This is a genomic window from uncultured Faecalibaculum sp., assembly GCF_910588395.1.
Lineage (GTDB): Bacteria > Bacillota_I > Bacilli_A > Erysipelotrichales > Erysipelotrichaceae > Faecalibaculum.
The window spans coordinates 32314-53923 of sequence record NZ_CAJUPA010000004.1; the positions used below are offsets into that span (position 1 = coordinate 32314).

A 21610-nucleotide genomic window follows, 5' to 3' on the forward strand; every position below is an offset into this window, starting at 1 on the left:
TGTTTACATTCTACTCTCAGGACGACAGTTTGTATAGAAATCTCCGGTACTTTCCGGTGACAGAGGGCACAGTTGTCACCGCTTCCGGAAAAATGCAAAGGCTGAAAACGCTGATTTGACCTTTTCAGTTTCCGGTGCTGATTTTCAGAATGAAAATTTCAGGAAAACATTTGAAATGATTTTCAATGTGTCTATAATGTTGACATACGTGTTCACGCGGTGGACACGAAAGAGGAGGAAATACGGGATATGAAGAAATTTGTATCTGCAGCGTGCACCGGCCTGGTCTGCCTGTCCATGGCAGCCTGCGGATCGGGAGCTTCCGGCTCCGGCGCTGCCGGATCTGATGGAGGCTCCGGGGACAGCAAGAAACGGATCACGCTGGCCAAGGAGAACGATGTCATTTCCATGAACACAGCCTATGCCACAGACGGCTTTTCATTTGAAATGATCGCCGCCACCGTGGATGGTCTGGAAGCCATGGACAAGGACGGCAATGTCGTGCCGGCTCTGGCTGAAAGCTATGACATCTCGGATGACGAACTGACTTATACATTCCATCTGCGGGATGCGAACTGGTCCAACGGCGACCCCGTGACTGCCGGAGACTTCGTCTTCGCCTGGAACGAAACCGCCAAGAGTCCGGAAGCGGAATATGCCTATCTGTTCACACAGGACGGCGCCTGCATCAAAAATGCGGATGAGATCGTATATGACCAGAAAGACACGGATCTGGGCATCAAGGCAGTGGACGACAAGACACTGGAAGTGCAGCTCTCCAAAAAGTGCCCCTACTTCCTGTCCCTGCTGACATTCCCGGTGTTCTACCCGATCAACCAGGAATTCTTTGAAGAACAGGGCGATCAGTACGCCCTGACCCCGGATGGTCTGCTGGCCTGTGGCCCCTACGTCCTGACAGAATGGACAAAGGGTCAGAGCCTGAAGCTGGACAAGAACCAGGACTACTGGGATGCGGACAACGTGGCCATTGACGGCATGGATGTCAACATCGTTCCGGAAGTCTCCACGTCTGCCCTGGACTTCGAAAACGGCAACACCGACTGGACCAAGCTGAACTCCACGCTGGTGGACAAGTACAAGGACAACGAAGCCTACGACACCTTCCTGGAAGGCTACCTGTGGTACCTGCAGTTCAACATGAACAACGAGTACCTGAAAAACGACAACCTGCGCAAAGCCATCGGCACTGTGGTGGACCGGGACAACCTGGTCAACAACGTCCTGAAAGACGGTTCCATCAACATCGGCGGATTCGTGCCCCAGGACTTCACCACCGGTCCTGACGGCAAGGATTACCGCGAGACAGCCGACAAGTTCTACACGGAAGTCGGCGAAGACGGTCTGAAGGCCGCACAGGAATACTGGGACAAGGCGAAGAAAGAGCTGGGCGTGGACAAGATCACGCTGAAGATGCTCTACGAACCTTCCGATCCTTCCAAACCCGCCGCGGAATTCATCCAGAGCGAGATTCAGAAACTGGACGGCATCACCATTGAAATGGTCAGCCAGGAAAAGGAAAACCGGATCGAGAAGCAGAAACAGGGCGACTTTGACATCGTGCTCACCCGCTGGGGACCTGACTACGCCGACCCCACCACATATCTGAACCTGATGATCACGGGCAACGCCTACAACTACGGCAAATATTCCAGCGAGGAATATGATGCCAAGATGAAGGAAGCGGCAGAAGCGGAAACACCGGAAGAACGCTGGACGCTGCTGCAGGAAGCCGAGAAGATCCTGATGGAGGATTCTCCGGTTGTGGGTATCTTCCAGGTAGGCGGTGCTTCCCTGAAGAACCCCAAAGTCACAGGCATCGAAGACCACTCCTTCGGTGTCCCCTACATCTACAAGAACGTGAAAATCGAAGAGTAACGATCAGGGTGGATCGAGCTGCCAACTGGCAGCTCTTTCTTGTTTGCCAGTGATCAGAAAGGAAAAACATGGACAAGTCAACGATCAAATACATATTGAAGCGTCTGGCGATTTCTGTGGTGACTCTGCTGGTGATCGTCCTGGTGCTGTTCCTGCTCATGAAAATGATGCCAGGCACACCGTTCAATGACGAAAAACTGACTGAGACGCAGAAAGCAGCCATTTACGCAGCGTACGGACTGGACAAGCCGGTGCTGGAACAGTTCTGGATTTACATCTGCAACATGCTGAAGGGTGACTTCGGCATCTCCTATGCCATTCAGCGGAACATGAGCGTCTCCGCCCTTGTGGGACCACGCATTGGTGTCTCCTTCGGTCTGGGCATCGGCGCGGTCATCATCGGTACCATTTTCGGCATTCTGCTTGGTATCGTGGCGGCCCTGAACCGCAACACTTTCTGGGATACCTTCGCCACGGTGCTTTCCGTCATCGGTGTCTCCATCCCCTCTTTCGTATTCTGCCTGCTGCTGCTGATCCTGCTGGGTGTGCAGTGGCCTGTGCTGCCGGTTCTGTACAATTCCAGCAACCCGCTTCAGTCCTCGATCATTCCCATGGTGGCGCTGAGCATGGGTGTCATAGCCAACGTGGCCCGGTTCACCCGGTCGGAGATGATTGAAGTCATGGGCAGCGAATACATTCAGCTGGCGGAAGCCAAGGGCATTTCCCGCCGCCATCTGATTTTCCACCATGCGATCCGCAACTGTCTGATTCCCGTCATCACCGTTCTGGGTCCCATCATTGTCGGGCTCATGACCGGATCGATGGTCATCGAGAAAATCTGCGCGATTCCGGGCCTGGGGTCGCTGCTGGTCAAAGCCATTGAAGTGCGTGACTACAACGTTATCCTGGCTGTTTCCTTCCTTTATTCAGTTCTCTACATCGTCGTGATGCTGATCGTGGATGTTGCCTACGGCATCATCGATCCGCGGATCCGGCTTGGAAAGGATGAAGCATAATGGCGAAAATTGTCAGAAACCAGAAAGACTTCGATGAATTTCTCGAAGGCTATCACATGATGCCCCAGGACTATGAACTGATTGATATCCCGGAACGGTTCGATCATGATGAAGTGGCTCCCTCCTCCACGTTCATGCACGATGTCTGGGTCCGGTTCAAGTCCAACAAAGGCGCGCTGATCGGCGCCACTGTCATTGTCATTTTCCTGATTCTTTCCTTCCTCTGCCCCGCAGTCTCCCACTACACATTTGACGGCGTGGACACGGCGCAGCAGTCCATGTCTCCCCGGATTCCGGGACTGGAATGGATTCCCTGGTTCTCCGGTCAGTCCGGCATTGTCCAGTACACCGGCGACCTGGCCGGCACCTATCATTTCTTCGGCACGGATGTTCTGGGACGCGACCTGTGGGTCCGCTGCTGGGAAGGCTGCCGGATTTCCCTGTTCGTTGCCGGCACCGCCGTGCTGGTCAATGTATTCATCGGCATTCTGTACGGCATGATTTCCGGCTACTTCGGCGGCTGGGTGGATTCCATCATGCAGCGGTTCCAGGAAATCGTGAACTCGATCCCGACACTGGTCATTCTGACCCTGCTGCTGCTGGTCATGAAGCCGGGGCTGTACACCATCATCGTGGCACTGATCCTGACGGAATGGATCGGCATGGCCCGGATCACCCGGGCGCAGGTGCTGAAGATCAAGGAGCAGGAATTCATTCTTGCTTCCCGCACCCTGGGCGCTTCGGGATTCTTCATCATCTTCAAGAAAGTGCTGCCCAACATCTTCGGCCAGATCATCATCATGGCCATGTTCTCGATCCCCAACGCGATTTTCTATGAAGCCTTCCTGGCCATGGTCGGTCTGGGCATTCCCGCGCCGCAGGCTTCCCTGGGTTCGCTGATCAATGACGGCTTCAAGTCGATTCTCGTCACGCCCTATCAGGTTGTGATCCCTGTGGTCATTCTGGGTATTCTGATGCTGTCATTCAACATGATGGCAGATGGCCTGCGGGATGCCTTCGACCCGAAGATGAAAGAGATGTAAGGAGGATTTATGAGCGAAAAACAGCCTATACTGAAAATCCGGGATCTGGACATCTCCTTCAAGACCGACGGCGGAAATGTCAAGGCGGTCCGTGGTGTGGATCTGGATCTGCACCGGGGCGAGACCATTGCCATCGTGGGCGAATCCGGTTCCGGAAAATCCGTAACCACCAAAGCCGTCATGGGTATCCTGGCAGGCAATGGCACCATCAACAACGGTACGATTGAGTACACGTATGCGGACCTGAGTCCCGAGCGGATCACCGAAGTGCAGGAGAAATACGACGGTGTCATTCCGGAAGGCTACCTGAAGCCGGAAGAGCTGAAGACAGTGGACATCGTCAAGAGCACGCCGAAATTCATCCAGTCCGAGATCCGCGGACGCCGCATTGCCATGGTGTTCCAGGATCCGATGACGTCCCTGGATCCCACCATGACCATCGGCAAGCAGGTCATGGAAGCCATGCGCTTTCACTACAACACGCCGAAAAAGGAAGCCTGGAAACGGGCGGTCCGGCTGCTGGAACTGGTTGGCATCACCGATGCGGAAAAGCGCATGAAGAACTATCCCCATCAGCTCTCCGGCGGCATGCGGCAGCGTGTGGTCATCGCCATTGCCCTGTCCTGCGATCCGGAAGTTCTGATCTGTGATGAACCCACCACCGCGCTGGACGTGACGATCCAGGCCAAGATTCTGGAGCTGATCAAGGAAATCCAGAAGAAAAAGGACCTGTCGGTTATCTACATCACCCACGATCTGGGGGTTGTGGCCAAGGTGGCGGATTACGTCAATGTCATGTATGCCGGCCGGATCATCGAGACTGGCACAGTCAACGAGATTTTCTACGATCCCCGTCATCCCTATACCTGGGGTCTGCTGGCTTCCATGCCGGATGTGGATTCCAGCGATGATGAGCTGTATACCATTCCCGGCACTCCGCCCAACATGCTGCATGAGCCCAAAGGTGACGCCTTCGCCCCCCGGAACCGGTTCGCGCTGAAGATTGATGAGAAACTGGCTCCGCCCATGTTCCAGCTGACGCCCACCCACAAAGTGGCTTCCTGGCTGGCGGCACCGGAGGCACCGAAGGTGGATATGCCCGAGGATCTGAAGAAACGGATCGACCGCATGAAGAAGGAGGCGGATATCAATGTCTGAACGCATTCTGGATGTCAAAGGCCTCCGGCAGTATTTCCGAATCAGCCGGAAATTCACAGTAAAGGCCGTGGATGGCATCGACTTTCATATTGATGAAGGAGAGACCTATGGTCTGGTAGGTGAATCCGGTTCCGGCAAGTCCACCACCGGCCGCTCCATCATCCGGCTGTATGACCCCACAGATGGACAGATCACCTTCTGCGGCCGGGATATCTCCGGCAAAATGAGCAAGGATGACGAACGGTTCCTTCACACGAACATGCAGATGATTTTCCAGGACCCCATGGCGTGTCTGAACCCCAGGGAAAAAGTCATGGACATCATTGCGGAGGGACTGGACATCCACAAACTGTACAAAACCGAAGAGGAACGGAAGCAGAAAGTCTACGACATGCTGGAGCTGGTTGGTCTTTCCAAAGAACATGCCAACCGGTATCCTCACCAGTTTTCCGGCGGACAGCGGCAGCGGATCGGCATTGCCCGGGCGCTGGTCATGGATCCGCAGCTGATCATTGCGGATGAAGCGATCTCTGCCCTGGATGTATCCATTCAGGCGCAGGTGGTCAACCTGATGAAACAGATTCAGAAGAAATACAACACGGCGTTTCTGTTCATCGCCCATGACCTGTCCATGGTCAAGTACATCTCTGACCGGATCGGAGTCATGCACATGGGGCATCTGGTGGAGACCGGAACCACTGACGAGATTTTCCGCAATCCCATTCATCCCTACACCCGTTCCCTGCTCTCCGCCATTCCGGAGCCGAACCCGGTGGTGGAAAAAGAACGGATTTCCCTCTCCTATGACCAGAAGGAAGCCGGTGTGGACTACACCAAGGGTACCCGTCATCTGGTGGAGGGCGACCATTACGTTCTGGCTACAGACGAAGAATTCGACAAATGGACAAAGGAAGCGGCTGAATCACCGGTTCTGTCCTGAAACAGCCATCTGACGCAACTTTATCACCGGGAGATAGACGTCTCCCGGCTTTTTTCTGCATACTGCTGTCTGACAGGCTGTGAAAGAACGGTCCCTGCACCTTAAAAGGGCTGTACCCAGTCAATCCTCCGGGTACAGCCCTTTTCATATATACAGATCAGCGTCTGACTGCACAGCTTCAGACCTGTATTGGCGGTCTGAAGCGATGGTTCGTGCTGTTTTCCGCTATTTGCGTTTTTTTCTGCGCAGCAGAGCGCCTGCTGCCAGGGCAATGGCAGAAAGGATCAGGAATCCGCCAAATACACCGGCTTGTGTATAGTCTGCTGTATCCACCGGCTGCCTGTTCCTGCCCTCCCGGTAAGGTACAGCATCCAGAGCTCTGACAGATGCCGGATCCAGCGGCATATCTTTGAGCGCAACCACCTTGTCGGCCGTGTTCTGCGACTGGCTGTCATCAGAAGACTGCGCACTCTCTGGTTTCAGCACCAGAACACTGGCTGTCTCATCCTTCACGACTTCCAGCTGATACTGGACAATGACCGGCTTGCCGTTTCTGCCGGCTGATTCAAACCGCAGCTCACCGGAGGTGACCACGGGAATCGTCAGCCTGGTGCCTGCAGGCGCAGAGGTATCCAGTCCATTCAGCGTCACCGTGAGTCCTCTGGCTGCCTGAGCCAGGGCTGTACGGAGATCTGCCAGGGTACTGATCCGGTCCGGATCCAGCGACATTCTCACGGTAATGCCATCCGGAGTCCGGACAGTTCCCTGATACCGGAAGTATCCCCCTCCGGTTCCTTCAATGCTGCCGAAAGCCCGGGCATTATTCACATTCACACCCTGGGGAATCGCAATATATGTTTCCAGAAACATGTTCTGCAGACTAAAGGGGAAGGCACCGGATTCCCGGAGTCCATACTTCTCAGCCAGCGCGTTCACTTCTTTCTGCAGCCCCTGCACATCCACAGCTGCCCGGACAGTGAATTCCCAACCGGCTTCTGTCTGATACCTGTTGCCGGGCTTTGTGTTTTCCACCGAACCAGTGGTATTCTCCGGCACTGTCCTGCTGATGACCTCCGGCTCGATTGTTTTCACCGTGGCTTTCAGGCTGCGTTTTGCTGTTTCCGGTACACCCTGGAATGTCAGGTCAAAGGCGAAGGGGGCGCCGGTGCTGGATACAGCGGCAGCCTTCAGAGAACCACGCAGCGATCCGCTGAATGTATATGTCTGCTCCGGGGCATCATCGGCAATGGAAAAGCCGTCCAGTTTCAGACTCAGCAGGCCATCTGTCTGATTCGTAATATCCCTCAGATCTCTGAGCGTTTTCACCTGCCTGTTCAGGGTCAGCTTCGCTGTCACATTGTCATCTTTCAGGGTGACCGATTCCACCCGGAAAGCAAGGGTCAGCTTCGCTGTCACATTGTCATCTTTCAGGGTGACCGATTCCACCCGGAAAGCATCGGATCCGGTGAAGACCGGTTTTCCGGTTTCCGTCCACACAGCGCCTTCCGGCAGCTGGAAGACCGCTGTGAAGGTCAGGTCCTCCACATTCACCGGAATGCTGGCAGGATCGCTGCTGGCTGTGTGGTACTGAGCAATGAGTTCCGAAAGCTGTGTCCGGATGGCGGACGCATCCATCGTGCCTGTCAGAGCAAACTGTTCTCCTTTTGTTTTGCCGTTTCATAGACCGTTCCCGGTTCGGCGGTTCCGGCGCTGATCCAGGAAGGATTGTCCAGAGAAAGCCGCACCGGGTGGTTCACCATGACCCCGGCTGTCAGACTGCCTGTATCAGCTGTACCGGTGCCGCTGAATCCCAGATCCAGTGTCACCGGAATGCCCTGGCCGGTGGTGGCGCTGGCTGTCATGGTCCCCGAGACAGAGCCATTGACGGTATACAGCTTCGCCTGTTCCGTCTGGACAGGTACCCGGGCTGCATTCCCGGCGGATCCGGTCTGAAGGCAATTCTTCTCATCCTGCACCGCCGGTTTTCCCCTGAACCACCTTCCGGGATTTATCCGGACAGAGGCTGCGGCTTCCCATGGTAAAATACAGGTATGGAAGAGAAACGATACCCATTCACGCAGAACCGGGAAATCTCCTGGCTGCGTTTCAATCAAAGAGTTCTGGAAGAAGCCTCGGACCCCAGAGTCCCCCTGCTGGAACGGCTGAAGTTCCTGTCAATTTTCACCAGCAATCTGGATGAATTTTTCATGGTCCGCTGCGGATCTCTGTATGATCAGATGCTGTTTGATCCGGATCGCACAGACGCCAAAAGCGGCATGACTCCCAAAGAACAGCTGCAGGCCATCTACAAGGATGCCAGACGGCTGTATGCCATGCGGGACACAGTCTACAAAGACATCAACAAAACCCTGCAGGCTCTGTTTCTGGCCAATGTCTCCCGGAAAAACCTCAGCCGGAAACAGCAGAAATCCCTGCAGCAGGAATTCGAGCACAAGATCCTGCCGCTGCTCTCGCCGCAGATCATTGACGCCCATCACCCCTTCCCCCATCTGATCAACAAAGAACAGTACATCTTCTGCGAACTCCAGATGACCAATGGAAAGAAGCGGTTCGGGATCATTCCCGTTCCCTCCTTTCTGGACCGGGTGATCCCTGTACCGGATACCAGCGACAACTACATCCTCGTGGAACAGCTGATTCTGCAGCATGTGGACAAAGTGTTCCCCAAATCCCGGGTCCTGTTCAAGACCATCATCCGGGTCACCCGGAACGCAGACATCAACCTGAATGAGAAGGACATCGAGGAAGACGAAGACTACCGGCAGTACATGAAGAAGATCCTCAAGAAACGCAGCCGGCTCTCGGCCATCCGTCTGGAGCTCTACAAAGGCGCCAGTCCGGAAGTGCTGTCCTATCTCTGTTCCCATCTGCGGATCTCGCCGGAGCAGGTGTTTGTCTCCCGGGTTCCCCTGGAACTCAAGCATCTGTTCCAGGTCGTCTCCGGCGCCCCCGCCAGCCGCACCGCACCTCTGCTCTATCAGCCCTTTGTGCCGCAGTCCACTACGCAGCTGGACCCAGACCGGCCGCTCATTCCACAGATCGCCGCCCGGGATGTGATGCTGTTTTATCCGTATCAGGACATCGGTCTGTATCTGAAGCTGCTGAAGGAAGCTGCCTGGGACAAAAACGTAGTGTCCATCAAGATCACCATTTACCGCCTGGCGGACAATTCCAAAGTCGTGGACTACCTGGTTCAGGCAGCGGAAAACGGCAAGGAGGTTCTGGTGCTCATGGAACTGCGAGCCCGGTTCGACGAATCCAACAACATCCGCATGGCAGAACGGCTGGAAAACGCCGGCTGCACCGTGATTTACGGATTTGAAAACTACAAAGTGCACTCCAAGATCTGCCTGATCACCTACCGCAGCCACGGACAGATCAGAACCATCACCCAGATCGGGACAGGAAACTACAACGAGAAAACCAGCCGGCAGTACACAGACCTGTCTCTCATGACCGGCGATCCCGTCATCGGGCAGGACGCCATCGCCTTTTTCCAGAACATGCAGATTTCCAACCTCAACGGTGCCTACCGGAAACTGCTCACCAGCCCGCAGCAGCTGAAAACCGCGGTGATGGAAAAAATCGACCGGCAGATCCAGCGGGCAAAAGAAGGACAACCAGCACGGATCATGCTGAAAATGAATTCCGTCACAGATCTGGAGCTCATTGAAAAGCTGCAGCAGGCCAGTCAGGCAGGCGTTCCCGTCACCATGGTAGTCCGGGGCATCTGCTGCCTGCTGCCGGGAATTGAAGGCCAGACAGAAAACATCCGAATTTACTCCATCGTCGGCCGCTTCCTGGAACATTCCCGGATCTATGTCTTTGGACCGGATGAGGACATGGAGATGTATATTTCCAGCGCAGACTTCATGACCCGGAACACAGAACGCCGGGTGGAAATCGCCGCTCCGGTGACCGATCCCGCCCTTCGCCGCCGTGTCATGACCTACTTCGATTCCCTGCTCAAGGACAACCAGAAACGCCGGGAACTGAAATCAGACGGACGGTATCTTCCCATTGACCTGGAAGACAACAGTCCCTATGACTCCCAGGCCGTCTGCATCCGGGAAGCGGAAAAAGACCGGTTCGTACCGGAAGTTCCCCGGGGATTCATGCAGAGACTGCGGAACCGTCTTCGTCATCAAAGCTGATAGTCCCATTCTGACTGTATTACGGGAGAGCGGACGCTCTCCCTGTTTCTGTTCCTGCCGATGACGGCAAAGCCGGCAGGGCGTTACAGCCGGAATCTTCAGTCAAAAAGCATCCTGACTTCTGCCATCAGCAGAAGAACGGGATGCTTGTTTCATGATTCGATTGTCCAGAATTTCATTCAGCCACGCTGGCCGTAATAGGCCTCCGGACCATGTTTGCGCCGGAAGTGCTTATCCAGCAGAACAGCCGGCGCCTGTGCGGCATCGCCATTCACCAGATAAGTCAGGGCTGCCATTTTCGCTGCTTCCTCCAGCACTGCTGCATGATACACCGCTTCCGCTGCATCTCTGCCCCAGGTGAAAGGACCGTGATTTTTCACCAGCACTGCCGGTGTATGCGGGAAGGAAATGTGTCTGTCCCGAAAGGTCCGGACAATCACATCTCCGGTATGCCGTTCGTACTCAGACTGAACTTCTGCCACCTGCATATCCGGGGTACAGGGAACCGGACCATGAAAGTAATCCGCATGGGTGGTTCCCAGAGGTTCCAGGTCCTTCCCCGCCTGGGCAAAAGCCACCGCCCAGGGAGAATGGGTGTGAACCACTCCGCCAATTTCCGGATCCGCAGCATACAGTGCCAGATGAGTGGGAAGATCCGAGCTGGGACGCAGATTTCCTTCCACCACATTTCCCTCCAGATCCGTAATCACCATGTCCTCCGGGCGCATCGTTTCATAGAGAACGCCACTGGGTTTGATCACCACCAGACCGGACTGGCGGTCAATGGCTGATACATTCCCCCAGGTGAACAGAACAAGTCCCAGATCATTCAGACGCAGATTCTGTTCCCAGACCTTCTGTCTGAGTTCCTCAAGCATCCTGCAGCCCCGACTGGATATCTGTTTCTTCCATGGCATTCTGCACAGCCGCTGTTTTCGCGCGGCGAGCCGCTCTGCGGGCTGCCCGCTGCTGCTGCTTCTCGGCTTCCTGTGCCTGTTCCAGCTTTTCCTCTTCCAGAATTTTCTTCCGGTTCCAGATCGCCAGCGCAATGGTACCAGCCACGATCAGGCCCACCCAGAGCCAGCCGTTGTTGACTGCCTGCACCAGCAGCCAGGGAATGGGATTGGATCCATAGTCGATGCTGGAGATCAGTGTCGCGCCATCGGGGATCGGGAAATGGCTGGCTGCAGCCGCGCTGGTAAACAGCGGTGCCAGACTGGTGCCAATCATCAGCCCCACCCCCATGACCACGATGCCAATAAGGAACGTTCGGAAGAAATCGCCTTTTGTCACTGCCACAATCAGCGGGAACTGGAAGCAGATCCCGCACAGTCCCACCAGAGGCAGGAACTCATTCCCCGGCAGAATGATTGCCAGCAGCAGCGTAATGGGAACCATGATTACCGACATTGCCAGAACCACCGGATGACCGATCCCTGCGGCGCAATCCAGACCAATATAGACTTTTCGTCCGGCGAATTTTTTCTGGATGATCGTCTGAATACCCTCGGACACCGGAATGATGCCCTCCATCAGGATCGCAGCCATTTTCGGTGTGATCACCAGCACAGCAGAGACCGTGACACCCATGACCAGGATCTGGGCCACCTTATCCGATGTGGACAGCTCCGGCATGAAGGCGAAACCGGCCACACCCAGAACCAGGCCCACGATCAGCCCCAGAATCGCCGGATCCCCGAAGAGCCCCATCTTTTTGTTGATGGTCTTCTCATCCAGATGGATTTTGTTCAGACCAGGCACTTTGTCAATGGCCTTGTCCATGACCCAGGCAATGGGCACAAAGGAAGCTGCCAGACCATGCGGGAACGTGACACCAGGCAGACCCAGCACTTCTTCGGTGGCTTTGGCCATGCGGTCGGCAATCACCATGATGACAACCATGTTCACAGAAGCAAGCACCAGAGACAGCACCATGTTGTGGGTCAGGGCATAGACGATGGAACCGGAGAAGGCAAAGTGCCAGAAATCCCAGATATCCACATCCACGGTTTTTGTGGTCTTGGTCAGCAGCATGACCACATTGATCAGAATCCCCAGAGGAATCATTGTCACTCCAACGGCTGTACCGAAGGCAATAGCAGAGGCGCTGGGCCATCCGACATCGATCACAGTCAGATTCAGGCCGAAGAGTTCCACCATGTTGTTGACAGCAGGCTGAACCACATCTGTCAGGATGGTGACTGTGGCATTCAGACCAATGAAGCCGATGCCTACCAGCAGGCCACCTTTGAGGGCCCGCAGGAACGGAACCCGGATGCACAGGCCAATGATCAGCATGATGATTGGCATCATGACTGTGGGCCCCAGATCAATGATGAACTGAATTGCGTTTGTAATGACTGACATATCTACTCTCCTTATCTATTGTCAATGACTGCCTGTGCAGGTATCCAGCAGCCTGGCGATCACTTCGGGATCCTTCTCCTGGCTGAGCCGATCCATCAGACCGGCATCCGAGAACCGGGACATAAGACCGGACAGCAGGGGCATCTGATCCTGCTTGTTTTTCACCAGCAGCATGAAAATCATTTCAGCTTCCACCGGTGAACCGGTACACATTTCCAGAAACTGCAGCGGACGGCTGGGGCGGACAAATACCAGACCGGGTTTTTTGATGAATTCACTGTCTGTATGCGGAATAGCCAGCTGATGGCCGGGAATCCGCAGCCCAGTGGGAAACTGCTCCTCACGCTGGCGCAGGGCACTCTGGTACTGTTCATTCACATAGCCGTGTTTCTCCAGCCAGGCAGCCATTTTATGAAACAGATCATCCTGATTCTGGAAATCCGCATCCAGAAATACGAGACTGGCATCCATGATCACAGCCCCAGGACATCCAGAATTTCATCCACGCAGTCATCCATCCCAATCTGCGTAATAAAGGGCAGGCCGAAGACCACAGGAGTGCCGTAATCCGCTTCCACCCGGGAAGTGGTGACCACCACATCGTAGCTGGCGGCATTCATGGGCAGATCCGCCACAGAACACTGACCATAGGTGACCTGGTTTTCCAGACCTTCTTCTGCCAGTTTGGCCTGCAGTTTCTGAAGAGCCACAGTACTGGTGCAGACGCCTGCTCCGCAGGCTACAAGAATTTTCTTTTTCATCCTATTTCCTCCTTGGTAAAGGCATCCTTCAACAGGTCCAGATGCCTGGTTTGTATCAGATTCCGGATCATGGCCGGCGAAGCCAGCTGTTTGTAGAGCCGGAGAAATAATTCATTTTCCTTTCGCAGGAATTCACCGCTGACTGCAATCATGAGGACCACCTGAACCAGGCTGAATTCCCAGAGAACAGGTTCGCTCAGGATTGCCACAGCAATAGCCGGTGTGTGGACCGTTCCCTCCATACAATGAGGCACGGCCACCATATTTCCGATTTCCGTCGTTCCCAGTGTCTCCCGCGTTGCGAAAGATGCACAGGCTGTGCTGTCTATATATCCCTGAGAGAGCAGCTGATCCGAGAGAAAGTCCAGAATGTCGCTGCGGTCTGTGAAATTCAGATCCCGGAAAAAGAGACCGTCGTGAAACAGCGACTGGATCGATATCGGAAACCTGACTCTCTGCAGGTGATTCTGAATCCGAAAGACATCGCTGTCCGTCAGCAGTGGCGTAATCTGCAGCCATGGCAGCCTGACTGTCTCCGGAAGCCGCACGGTGGACAGAATCACATCCGCATCCTCTGCAGACAGCTCCAGTGCCTGCCGCAGGGTAAAAGTACCGGTCACATCCAGGTCATCCCCGAACTGCTCGCTGATCCTCGCCAGCAGCAAAAGGCTGGTCCCCATTCCTGTTGTGCAGACTACAGCTGCTTTTTTCCGGCGGGTATGATGTTTGCTGGAACGAACCAGTGATCCCCCAATATGGACAGCCAGATAGCCAATCTCCGACAGGGGTATCGGGCAGCCCAGCATATCCTGGAGCTGAACCGCAGCCAGCTGGGCAATTTCCATGGCATAGGGATACTGACTCCGAATCTCCTTCAGGATCGGATTGTCGATCACCATGTCATGCCGCAGCCGAACCAGGACCACGGACAGATGCGCTGCAAGACCCGCTGCCAGAACAGAATCCCGGGCCAGGCTTGTTCCGTAGATCCGGTCGACAGCCACCATGGTTTCCTGCACCGCAGAAATGAGCATCCGTTTCTGTTCCTCGTCTTCATGCAGGACACCGGACTGTTTCTGCGCTGCAATATGCCAGGCAAGATTTTCGGTTTCACCAGGCGGGAAATCCAGAGACCATGCACTGGCTACTGCCTCAGTCAGATCAGCCGCCAGCTGCCAGAGATAGGCTGGTGTGGTTCCGGTGTTTTCCAGTACCTGCCCGTTGCGAATCCGGTAACCGGCAATTTCCAGATGCAGCAGAAGATTCTGCATCGCTGCTTCATCCATGGTCAGGTCCGCCTGATCCACCATATTCTGAATCGCCTGCCTGGCACAGGATACCTGGCTGGCATCCATCCCAAAATCGGGGCGGATCCGGCCCGCGCGCATCCAGTACATCAGGCAGTTGCGAATCTGTTCCTCCGGTCCTTCCAGACGCAGACCGCTGCTGCATCGTTCCAGTGACAGTTGAAATGGTTTCAGTTTGTTTTTCAGAACACTCAAATCGTGTTTGATTGTGGATTCGCTGATATACAGCCGGTCAGCCAGAGACTGCAGCGTGGCTTTTCCGTTCATGAGAAACCAGCTTGCCAGCCAGTCTACCCTTTCCGACTGTGTCTCGGGAATCCCTGTCTGCAACGCAGACATTACGTCTTCCGCATCTCGGGAGAGACCTTGCAGGATGCACATTCCTTTGTGAAGTTCAACCTTGCAGTCCGTATCCTGCAGGATTTGATTGAGCCGGGTCAGATCTCTGCGGACAGTTTTTTCAGACACATCCAAAGCCGCTGCCGCTGCGTCCAGCCGCAGCGGTTTCTGTGTCTCAATCAGCAGTTTCCACAACCCGGTGATCCGGTTCTCCGGTTGACTTTTCATCCTGTAACCTCCTTCGACACCTGAATTATCACAGGAAATCGCTTTCAAAAACAGTCATGTTTTGTCTGTCTCCCGGGACAATCTCTGTCCTTCCCCAGGCCTGATAACGGCAAAGCCGGCAGGGCGTTACATGGAAAGCCCTCAGGCGGCTCCAGACGAAAAAAGAGACCCCGAAGGTCTCCTGTGCTGTGTCATATTGAGCAACGCATGAAATCCGGCTGTTTATGAAGACAGCGGACAATCGACGGCAGTTCGTCCAGCCGGGAGAAAGCCGCCTGCGGCAGATCATCCCTGCGAAACCAGAGCGTCTGCATACCGGCATTCTTTGCACCGGTGATATCTGCTGTATACGAATCCCCCACCATGAGCACTTGCTCCGGTACAAGATCTGGATGGGACTGATGAAGCTGGTCCATGACATACTGATAAAACCGGATATCCGGTTTGTTGACACCCGCGGCTTCCGAGGTGAAGACACCATCCAGCCACCGGGACAGACCAGCCAGTTCGAGTCTGGTTTCCTGCTGTTTCTGACGGCCGTTGCTGGCGGCATACACACCGTATCTGGCGGACTTCAGAGCCTGCACGGTCTGAAGCGCACCTTCGACCGGCACATGGGTAACATCCAGTGCCTGGTGAAAGGCTGTTTCGAAAGCCGGTCCATTTCCCTGGATGCCAAGTCTGTCGAAAATGCTCTGCCAGCGGATTTCCCATAACTCCTGGAGCGTCAGCGTCCCCGCTTCGATCCGGGCCCAGAAGCCGGCGTTCATCTCCTGAAAGGTGGCAAAAAGCTCCTCTGTCCAGGGAATGCCTGTCTGATGGCAGGCGCTCTGAACCGCTTCTCTGGAACAGGCACCAAAATCCAGCAGAGTGTCATCCACATCCAGCAGAATGACACGAACCTTCTGCAGCTGGTTTGTTTCTGTCATGCAGGAAGCTTACATCAGCTCCTGAATCCAGTCGATGGCTTTCAGACTGGCGTTGTCCAGCTTGTTGTGCTCAAAAGCTTCTCCGTCTTCGATATCCAGTTCCGGATAGTGGGTCCGGAGATCATCCACAGAGTTCTGCATGCCGGCTCCGTCATTGATGATGAAGGGAATGATCCGTTTGCCGATCAGAGAACCGTCTTTCATGTGTTCATCCATGAAGGAGAAAACGGGCATGGGAGCTGTGCCGCACCAGTTCGGGAATCCCAGAATCACTGTACGGTAGGGTGTCAGATCAATGGCAGGACCGGCCAGGGCAGGTCTTGCATCTGCATCCTTGTCCATCTGGGCTTCCTTCACCAGCGTGGCAAAGTCTGCGGAATAGGGATTCTGAAGTTTGATTTCATGCAGGTCTGCACCGGTCACACTGGCCAGGTTGCGGGCTGCGTCTGCTGTGGCGGATGTCTTTGCATCCTTGCCGGAAAAATAAACAACGAGCGTATCGTTCATTGGAATGATTCCTCACTTTCAACAGACTCATTATAAACTGTTTGGCATGGTAATTCACCGGTCCGGAAGCATCCGGAAGAGAGCTGTTACCGGGACGGGACAATGCGGGCGCCAAAGGGCATCAGAGCCAGTCTGGCGAACTTGAAACACTGCAGCCCCAGAGGAATGCCAATGATGGTCAGACAGAGCACAGCACCGTTTGCCAGGTTGCCCAATGCCATTTCCAGACCGCCGAATACCAGCCATAGTACGTTCATGAGAAACGAGACACCGCCTCCGCCGTATTCAATGGTCTTTCCGAAGGGAAAGGCCACAAAGGAAGCGAATTTGAAACATTCAGTGCCAACGGGAATACCCACAATGGTGATGCACCAGACAATACCCACGAAAATCCAGCCCAGGGCCATCCAGAGACCGGCAAAAATGAACCAGAATATATTTGCAATTGATGACATAGTCATGACTCCTTTATGACAGGTTGCATGGACCTGCCAGAATCAAGGTATCACAGACATATTCGTTTTCCGCGACGGAAGCCACTGCTGCAGGCAGGCTTAAGGGAATGATAAGGATTCAGGCAATCAGTGAAGCCGGAGCTTCCCGGGCTTCCAGATTTTTCCACTCCCGGTCATACTGTTCCTTCACCTGCTGCACAAACCTGTGCATCTCCGGCGTGGATTTCCAGCTGGTGAGATCCGTGAAGATTTCGTCCATGGTCTGCGGATCTGTGATTTCCACCGGTTTGTATCCCAGGCATTTGGGCATGTTCACCAGCCGGCTTTTCTGTTCCATCCAGGATTCTTCCTCCACCACCATGGCACAGCGCTTTCCGGAGCAGAGATAGAAGACCCGTCTGTCCTGAAAGGGATCTTCCAGCAGAGTGCCGGGAATCATCTGAAAGTCCATGCTGTGATTCGGCAATGCAAAGGAGGATTTCTTCTTTTTCTGCCGGCTCTGTTCCTTCTTTTTCTGCCGTGCCTTGATTTCCTTCATCCGCTGTTTGACTTTCTGAAGCTCGGAAGGATAGAGAAAACCGCTGACAATGCCGGCTTCTGCTGAAGCGATGCTGTATTCTTCCGCTCCTTTCAGCCACAGCTGACAGTTGTCCGCTGTGATATTGAACAGATCGAAAGGTCCTTTTTCCAGAACCGTCAGATACAGTCTGTCCTCCGCCTCTCTGGTGACCAGCGCCCAGCCATCGGCTGTACGGAGAATATCACCGGGTCTGGGAATCACGGAAGGGTCTGCCTGCCGGATGGCCAGAAGCCGCGTCACATAGGCAAAATCATCCGAATCCAGCGACCTGGACCAGCTGAGAAGTTTGATTGCCGGCAGAGCAACAGGTCTGGAAAGGTCAAACCAGGAACAGACCGTGGACTCCCGCTGCTCACCAAAATGCTCAAAGGAATCATAGAACCGGGGACGCAATGCCCACCATCGCAGCCGGTTCGGATTGTCCGGTTCTTTATGGGAAGCCGGAATTCCGATGATTCCCCTGCGGTTTACCTTCAGAACGAGATAGGGACGGCAGCGGTGGCCTTCTCTAACACCGGAAAGTTCCCAGTCCTTCAGCGGCATTTCACAGTACACCACATCCCCGCAGGCACAGCGATTCAGAACTCTCTGAGATTCCTTTGTCTGTCTTCGATGGAATCTGCTGCACTTGAGCAGCCAGACAGTTTTCAGACGCTGAACCAGCTGCCTGATACTCCCTTTCTTCTTCATGAACTATGCCTCCTTCCGCTTTTCTGTATTGTGACACGGAAAGAGGCAGCATGGATGCCAGATTGAGAAACCGGTTCCATTGCGTGACTTTCGTAACACCACACAAGAATATCTGCTCACACTTGGTTTGCCGATAGACTGCACGTTATTGAGGAAATCCGTTATCTGTGTTTCCTCCTGTGAGCTCACTTATAATCCAGGCTCCACTGCGAAAACCCGACAACCTGATGAGCCCTCTCCCCCTCCATCGCCAAAAAGACCCGGAACGCACAATACCGCATGCATTCCGGATCTTTACCCGTCATCTCTTATCTGTTATCTGTGTCTGCCCTTTGCAGGACGCCGTCCGGGTTTCACACCCCGGGCGCTGCCCGGTACCCCATGACCTTTCACTGGCCGGGCCGGTCTGCCACCTGCTGCGGGTTTCTTCGAAGAATACTTCCCTTTCTTGATTCCCCGGTAAGTCAGCAGACAAACCGTTTCAATGTGTTCCGTGTTGGGGAACATATCCACCGGGTAAATCGTATCGGTATAGTAGCCGAACCGCTTGAACTTGATCAGATCCCGCGCCTGTGTCCTGGGATCGCAGGAAATATACAGGATCTTCTTCGGTTTCAGACCGCAGGCAGCTTCAATGAACGCCTCTGTGGTTCCGGCTCTGGGAGGATCCAGAACAATCGCGTCAAAGGATGTGTGGAATTTTCTGGCTTCCATCATGAACTGCGTGGAATCCATTGCCACGAATCTCGCATTCCGGATGCCGTTCTGCCGGGCGTTGTAGATCGCGTTCTTGACCGCATCCTTATTGATTTCCACACCGGTGACTTCTTTGCAGGAAGAAGCCAGTGTCAGTCCGATGGTTCCCACACCGCAATACGTATCCAGCACTTTGTCCTCCGGCGTCAGCTGCAGGAGATCCCTGGCCAGTCCATAGAGTTTCTCGCACTGGTCGTGGTGAATCTGGTAGAAGGCACTGGCGGTGAAGGAAATCTTCAATCCGCACAGATTGTCCGTGATCATGCCGTTGCCATAGAGAACAATGGATTCATCCTGCAGCACCACACTGGTGTCCCGGGGATTGATGTTCTGGATTACGGTCTTGACCTGGGGGAACCGGCTCACCAGTGCATTCACCAGGTTCCGGCGTCCCGGCAGCTGTTTCGAGCTGGTGACCAGAACCACCATGACTTCATCGGTTTCCTTGGCCCAGCGCAGCAGTACATGGCGCAGAATGCCGGTCCCGGTCCGCTCGTTGTACAGCTCGTATTTCATGCTGGCAACCGTTTCGGTGATGAAATCAATGATCTCGTTCAGCAGCGCCGGGTGCATGGCGCAGCCTTTTGTGTCTATGACTTTATGGCTTTTGGGTGCATACAGGCCGCTGTAGATTTTTTTCTGTTTGTCCTTGGCAAAGCCCACAATGACCTTGTTCCGGTAGCCGATGGCACTGGCAGCCATCATCACCGGCTCCACTTTCACATCAAGACCGGCGCTTTTCATCAGGTCCGTGACCTGCTCCCGTTTCTGCTGGGCCTGTTTCAGACTGGGCACAGCCAGCAGCGAACAGCCGCCGCAGAGTTTCTGTACATTACATCGCATGGATGTCACCTCTGGTTTCTTTCAATTCTGTCTATGTCATTATCGCATCTGGCAGCAATGTCCGGGTACACAATGACCGGTGCCGGATTTTCTTCGTGGATCCCCAGCATTTTTTCCATCCACACCATGTCATACCAGCGGCTGAATTTGAATCCGCAGTCATGGAATTCTCCCACCAGGGAATACCCGAGATGCTCATGGAACCGGATGCTGGCATCACTCAGATATTCATCCGCTTCCCCTTTCGGACATGCAATGCAGGCATTGAGGTTCAGGATTCCCATGGCTCCGGCTGCTTCTTCCAGGGCTTCATACAGCTTCCGGCCATATCCCTTTCCCCGCAGATCGTGGTCCAGGTAGATGGATGTTTCCGCACACCATTCATAGGCTTTCCGGGGATGAAAAGCGCTGAGATAGCCATATCCCAGGATCCTTCCCCCATCCCGGAGTACCAGCCAGGGAAACCTGGTCTGGGTATCCGCGATCCGCTGTCTGAACTCAGTCAGCGACGGAACATCCCATTCAAAGGTGATGGCTGTGTTCTGCACATACCAGGCATAGATCTCCAGCAGTTCTTCTGCCTGCTGGAGCTGCGCATTCTCAATCGTCACCATGTATCTTTCCTCCCGGCTCTGTCTGATAAGGGCAGTGTCCGACTTGTCTGCCTGCCGTGTGACAGAGACGGAATCATTGTATCAGACAGAACATCTGTCACTGAAAGCATCTGGCTGCCATGACGAAAAAAAACCGTTTGTCCACAGAAGAAAAAACGGTTTCATCACGCCATCAGCAGCTGTGCCTGCCGCACAATTGCCGGCATGTTCATTGTCGCAAAATCCAGAGGCCGGATCAGAGCACAGTGCCGCTTTTCATCCTGGCTCAGTCCCTGAAACGCCGCGGCTGCCTGGGGAGCATAGAGAACCACATCCGCCAGAGCGGCTTTCCACCGGGCCTGTTCAATGGTGGACCAGTCTGCTTCCACGTTCCAGCCATGCTGCCTGGCAAGCTCATTGATGTGGGCAGCCGCCAGAGAAGAGGTAATGCCGGTGGTGCAGATGATAAGCAGTTTCATGGGGGCATGATCCAGGACCTGCTGGACATCCTGGGGGGAATTCCGGTACAGGGCTTCAAAGAATGCATGGATGTGGTCATAGAACACAATGGCATCATTTCCATCAAAATGCGCCCAGAAACAGCGTTCCGGAATGTCCATCTCCACGATGGTGTTTTCCCACAGCCGGATCATACCCACGGCTTCTTCATTGTGAAACCATACTGCCTGCATTTCCCTGCTTGTCAGCGCCCCATTCAGTTCCCGGGCCTGATCGAATATCGCCTGCGCCAGGGAGCCCTCGCCAAATGTCATGTTCATGTCATGTATCTTATGCTGACAACTCAACATTGTCTAGACAAAAGCTCTGATTCAAAACCTGTGATACAGGGCGCCTCCATTCATCCGCTTACATGCAGGCCTGCATCCGGATATGTCTGGAAAACGCATCCCGGCAGGAAGACTGAAGCCATTTCTCTCCATGCGAAAAACAGCTTCCTTCTGTCTTCCTTATATATTGGGAGCAAAGCGGTTCGAACCAGGTTCTGCCCTGTCAAAAAGCCGGCCAC

At 54.4% G+C, this 21610-nt stretch carries 20 protein-coding genes; 6 read left to right on the forward strand and 14 right to left on the reverse strand.

Going from position 1 to position 21610, the window contains the following annotated elements:
- Positions 1 to 249: 249 nt before the first annotated feature.
- From QZ305_RS01880 to QZ305_RS01900, 5 genes are all read left to right on the forward strand, one after another.
- Complete coding sequence (locus QZ305_RS01880; protein ID WP_294729797.1) at positions 250 to 1896, forward strand: peptide ABC transporter substrate-binding protein; 1647 nt, start codon at positions 250 to 252, stop codon at positions 1894 to 1896.
- Between the two features lie 68 nt (positions 1897 to 1964).
- Positions 1965 to 2912 carry an ABC transporter permease gene (locus QZ305_RS01885; protein WP_294729798.1) on the forward strand — a complete coding sequence of 316 codons (948 nt, stop codon included), beginning with the start codon at positions 1965 to 1967 and terminating at the stop codon, positions 2910 to 2912.
- Positions 2912 to 3955: an ABC transporter permease gene (locus tag QZ305_RS01890; protein ID WP_294729799.1), complete on the forward strand. Its 1044-nt coding sequence runs from the start codon at positions 2912 to 2914 to the stop codon at positions 3953 to 3955. Before QZ305_RS01885 ends, QZ305_RS01890 begins: the two co-directional genes overlap by 1 nt.
- Before the next feature lie 9 nt (positions 3956 to 3964).
- Positions 3965 to 5113, forward strand: a complete 1149-nt coding sequence (locus QZ305_RS01895; RefSeq protein WP_294729800.1) for an ABC transporter ATP-binding protein — start codon at positions 3965 to 3967, stop codon at positions 5111 to 5113.
- Complete coding sequence (locus QZ305_RS01900) at positions 5106 to 6053, forward strand: ABC transporter ATP-binding protein (RefSeq protein ID WP_294729801.1); 948 nt, start codon at positions 5106 to 5108, stop codon at positions 6051 to 6053. Before QZ305_RS01895 ends, QZ305_RS01900 begins: the two co-directional genes overlap by 8 nt.
- A 225-nt stretch (positions 6054 to 6278) precedes the next feature.
- Here QZ305_RS01900 and QZ305_RS01905 read toward each other — a convergent pair whose 3' ends face one another.
- Positions 6279 to 7688, reverse strand: a complete 1410-nt coding sequence (locus QZ305_RS01905) for a hypothetical protein (RefSeq protein ID WP_294729802.1) — start codon at positions 7686 to 7688, stop codon at positions 6279 to 6281.
- Positions 7689 to 7696: 8 nt separating this feature from the next.
- Positions 7697 to 8029 carry a hypothetical protein gene (locus QZ305_RS01910; RefSeq protein ID WP_294729803.1) on the reverse strand — a complete coding sequence of 111 codons (333 nt, stop codon included), beginning with the start codon at positions 8027 to 8029 and terminating at the stop codon, positions 7697 to 7699.
- 75 nt (positions 8030 to 8104) lie between these two features.
- Between QZ305_RS01910 and ppk1 the strand changes: the two genes are divergently transcribed.
- Positions 8105 to 10228: a polyphosphate kinase 1 gene (ppk1, locus tag QZ305_RS01915; protein ID WP_294729804.1), complete on the forward strand. Its 2124-nt coding sequence runs from the start codon at positions 8105 to 8107 to the stop codon at positions 10226 to 10228.
- 179 nt (positions 10229 to 10407) lie between these two features.
- Here ppk1 and QZ305_RS01920 read toward each other — a convergent pair whose 3' ends face one another.
- The 12 genes from QZ305_RS01920 to QZ305_RS01975 form a co-directional block, all read right to left on the reverse strand.
- The gene (locus tag QZ305_RS01920; RefSeq protein WP_294729805.1) at positions 10408 to 11106 is read right to left on the reverse strand and encodes an L-ribulose-5-phosphate 4-epimerase; all 699 of its coding nucleotides are present in this window, start codon (positions 11104 to 11106) and stop codon (positions 10408 to 10410) included.
- A complete protein-coding gene (locus tag QZ305_RS01925) occupies positions 11099 to 12595 on the reverse strand; it encodes a PTS galactitol transporter subunit IIC (RefSeq protein WP_294729806.1) in 1497 nt (498 codons plus the stop codon). The genes QZ305_RS01920 and QZ305_RS01925 overlap by 8 nt, the downstream gene beginning before the upstream one ends.
- A gap of 21 nt (positions 12596 to 12616) precedes the next feature.
- The gene (locus QZ305_RS01930; protein WP_294729807.1) at positions 12617 to 13066 is read right to left on the reverse strand and encodes a PTS sugar transporter subunit IIA; all 450 of its coding nucleotides are present in this window, start codon (positions 13064 to 13066) and stop codon (positions 12617 to 12619) included.
- A gap of 2 nt (positions 13067 to 13068) precedes the next feature.
- The gene (locus QZ305_RS01935) at positions 13069 to 13356 is read right to left on the reverse strand and encodes a PTS sugar transporter subunit IIB (protein ID WP_294729808.1); all 288 of its coding nucleotides are present in this window, start codon (positions 13354 to 13356) and stop codon (positions 13069 to 13071) included.
- Positions 13353 to 15230, reverse strand: a complete 1878-nt coding sequence (locus tag QZ305_RS01940) for a BglG family transcription antiterminator (RefSeq protein WP_294729809.1) — start codon at positions 15228 to 15230, stop codon at positions 13353 to 13355. The genes QZ305_RS01935 and QZ305_RS01940 overlap by 4 nt, the downstream gene beginning before the upstream one ends.
- A gap of 191 nt (positions 15231 to 15421) precedes the next feature.
- Entirely contained in the window at positions 15422 to 16159 is a 738-nt protein-coding gene (locus QZ305_RS01945) for an HAD family hydrolase (protein WP_294729810.1), read from the reverse strand.
- 9 nt (positions 16160 to 16168) lie between these two features.
- Positions 16169 to 16666, reverse strand: coding sequence for a flavodoxin (locus QZ305_RS01950; RefSeq protein WP_294729811.1), 498 nt, complete (start codon positions 16664 to 16666; stop codon positions 16169 to 16171).
- Positions 16667 to 16752: 86 nt separating this feature from the next.
- On the reverse strand, positions 16753 to 17121 hold the full coding sequence (locus QZ305_RS01955) for a YccF domain-containing protein (protein WP_294729812.1): 369 nt from the start codon (positions 17119 to 17121) through the stop codon (positions 16753 to 16755).
- Between the two features lie 118 nt (positions 17122 to 17239).
- A complete protein-coding gene (locus QZ305_RS01960) occupies positions 17240 to 18391 on the reverse strand; it encodes a hypothetical protein (protein WP_294729813.1) in 1152 nt (383 codons plus the stop codon).
- Positions 18392 to 18706: 315 nt separating this feature from the next.
- Positions 18707 to 19990 carry a 23S rRNA (uracil(1939)-C(5))-methyltransferase RlmD gene (gene rlmD, locus QZ305_RS01965; protein ID WP_294729814.1) on the reverse strand — a complete coding sequence of 428 codons (1284 nt, stop codon included), beginning with the start codon at positions 19988 to 19990 and terminating at the stop codon, positions 18707 to 18709.
- Between the two features lie 5 nt (positions 19991 to 19995).
- On the reverse strand, positions 19996 to 20604 hold the full coding sequence (locus tag QZ305_RS01970) for a GNAT family N-acetyltransferase (RefSeq protein ID WP_294729815.1): 609 nt from the start codon (positions 20602 to 20604) through the stop codon (positions 19996 to 19998).
- A 164-nt stretch (positions 20605 to 20768) separates the two neighbouring features.
- Positions 20769 to 21362, reverse strand: coding sequence for a PTS sugar transporter subunit IIB (locus QZ305_RS01975; RefSeq protein WP_294729816.1), 594 nt, complete (start codon positions 21360 to 21362; stop codon positions 20769 to 20771).
- Positions 21363 to 21610: the final 248 nt, after the last annotated feature.

Coding starts and splice junctions, on each gene's coding strand:
- QZ305_RS01880 (WP_294729797.1), top strand. CDS start 250: ATGAAGAAATTTGTATCTGCAGCGTGCACCGGCCTGGTCTGCCTGTCC.
- QZ305_RS01885 (WP_294729798.1), top strand. CDS start 1,965: ATGGACAAGTCAACGATCAAATACATATTGAAGCGTCTGGCGATTTCT.
- QZ305_RS01890 (WP_294729799.1), top strand. CDS start 2,912: ATGGCGAAAATTGTCAGAAACCAGAAAGACTTCGATGAATTTCTCGAA.
- QZ305_RS01895 (WP_294729800.1), top strand. CDS start 3,965: ATGAGCGAAAAACAGCCTATACTGAAAATCCGGGATCTGGACATCTCC.
- QZ305_RS01900 (WP_294729801.1), top strand. CDS start 5,106: ATGTCTGAACGCATTCTGGATGTCAAAGGCCTCCGGCAGTATTTCCGA.
- QZ305_RS01905 (WP_294729802.1), bottom strand. CDS start 7,688: ATGGATGCGTCCGCCATCCGGACACAGCTTTCGGAACTCATTGCTCAG.
- ppk1 (WP_294729804.1), top strand. CDS start 8,105: ATGGAAGAGAAACGATACCCATTCACGCAGAACCGGGAAATCTCCTGG.
- QZ305_RS01920 (WP_294729805.1), bottom strand. CDS start 11,106: ATGCTTGAGGAACTCAGACAGAAGGTCTGGGAACAGAATCTGCGTCTG.
- QZ305_RS01925 (WP_294729806.1), bottom strand. CDS start 12,595: ATGTCAGTCATTACAAACGCAATTCAGTTCATCATTGATCTGGGGCCC.
- QZ305_RS01930 (WP_294729807.1), bottom strand. CDS start 13,066: ATGGATGCCAGTCTCGTATTTCTGGATGCGGATTTCCAGAATCAGGAT.
- QZ305_RS01935 (WP_294729808.1), bottom strand. CDS start 13,356: ATGAAAAAGAAAATTCTTGTAGCCTGCGGAGCAGGCGTCTGCACCAGT.
- QZ305_RS01940 (WP_294729809.1), bottom strand. CDS start 15,230: ATGAAAAGTCAACCGGAGAACCGGATCACCGGGTTGTGGAAACTGCTG.
- QZ305_RS01945 (WP_294729810.1), bottom strand. CDS start 16,159: ATGACAGAAACAAACCAGCTGCAGAAGGTTCGTGTCATTCTGCTGGAT.
- QZ305_RS01950 (WP_294729811.1), bottom strand. CDS start 16,666: ATGAACGATACGCTCGTTGTTTATTTTTCCGGCAAGGATGCAAAGACA.
- QZ305_RS01955 (WP_294729812.1), bottom strand. CDS start 17,121: ATGTCATCAATTGCAAATATATTCTGGTTCATTTTTGCCGGTCTCTGG.
- QZ305_RS01960 (WP_294729813.1), bottom strand. CDS start 18,391: ATGAAGAAGAAAGGGAGTATCAGGCAGCTGGTTCAGCGTCTGAAAACT.
- rlmD (WP_294729814.1), bottom strand. CDS start 19,990: ATGCGATGTAATGTACAGAAACTCTGCGGCGGCTGTTCGCTGCTGGCT.
- QZ305_RS01970 (WP_294729815.1), bottom strand. CDS start 20,604: ATGGTGACGATTGAGAATGCGCAGCTCCAGCAGGCAGAAGAACTGCTG.
- QZ305_RS01975 (WP_294729816.1), bottom strand. CDS start 21,362: ATGAACATGACATTTGGCGAGGGCTCCCTGGCGCAGGCGATATTCGAT.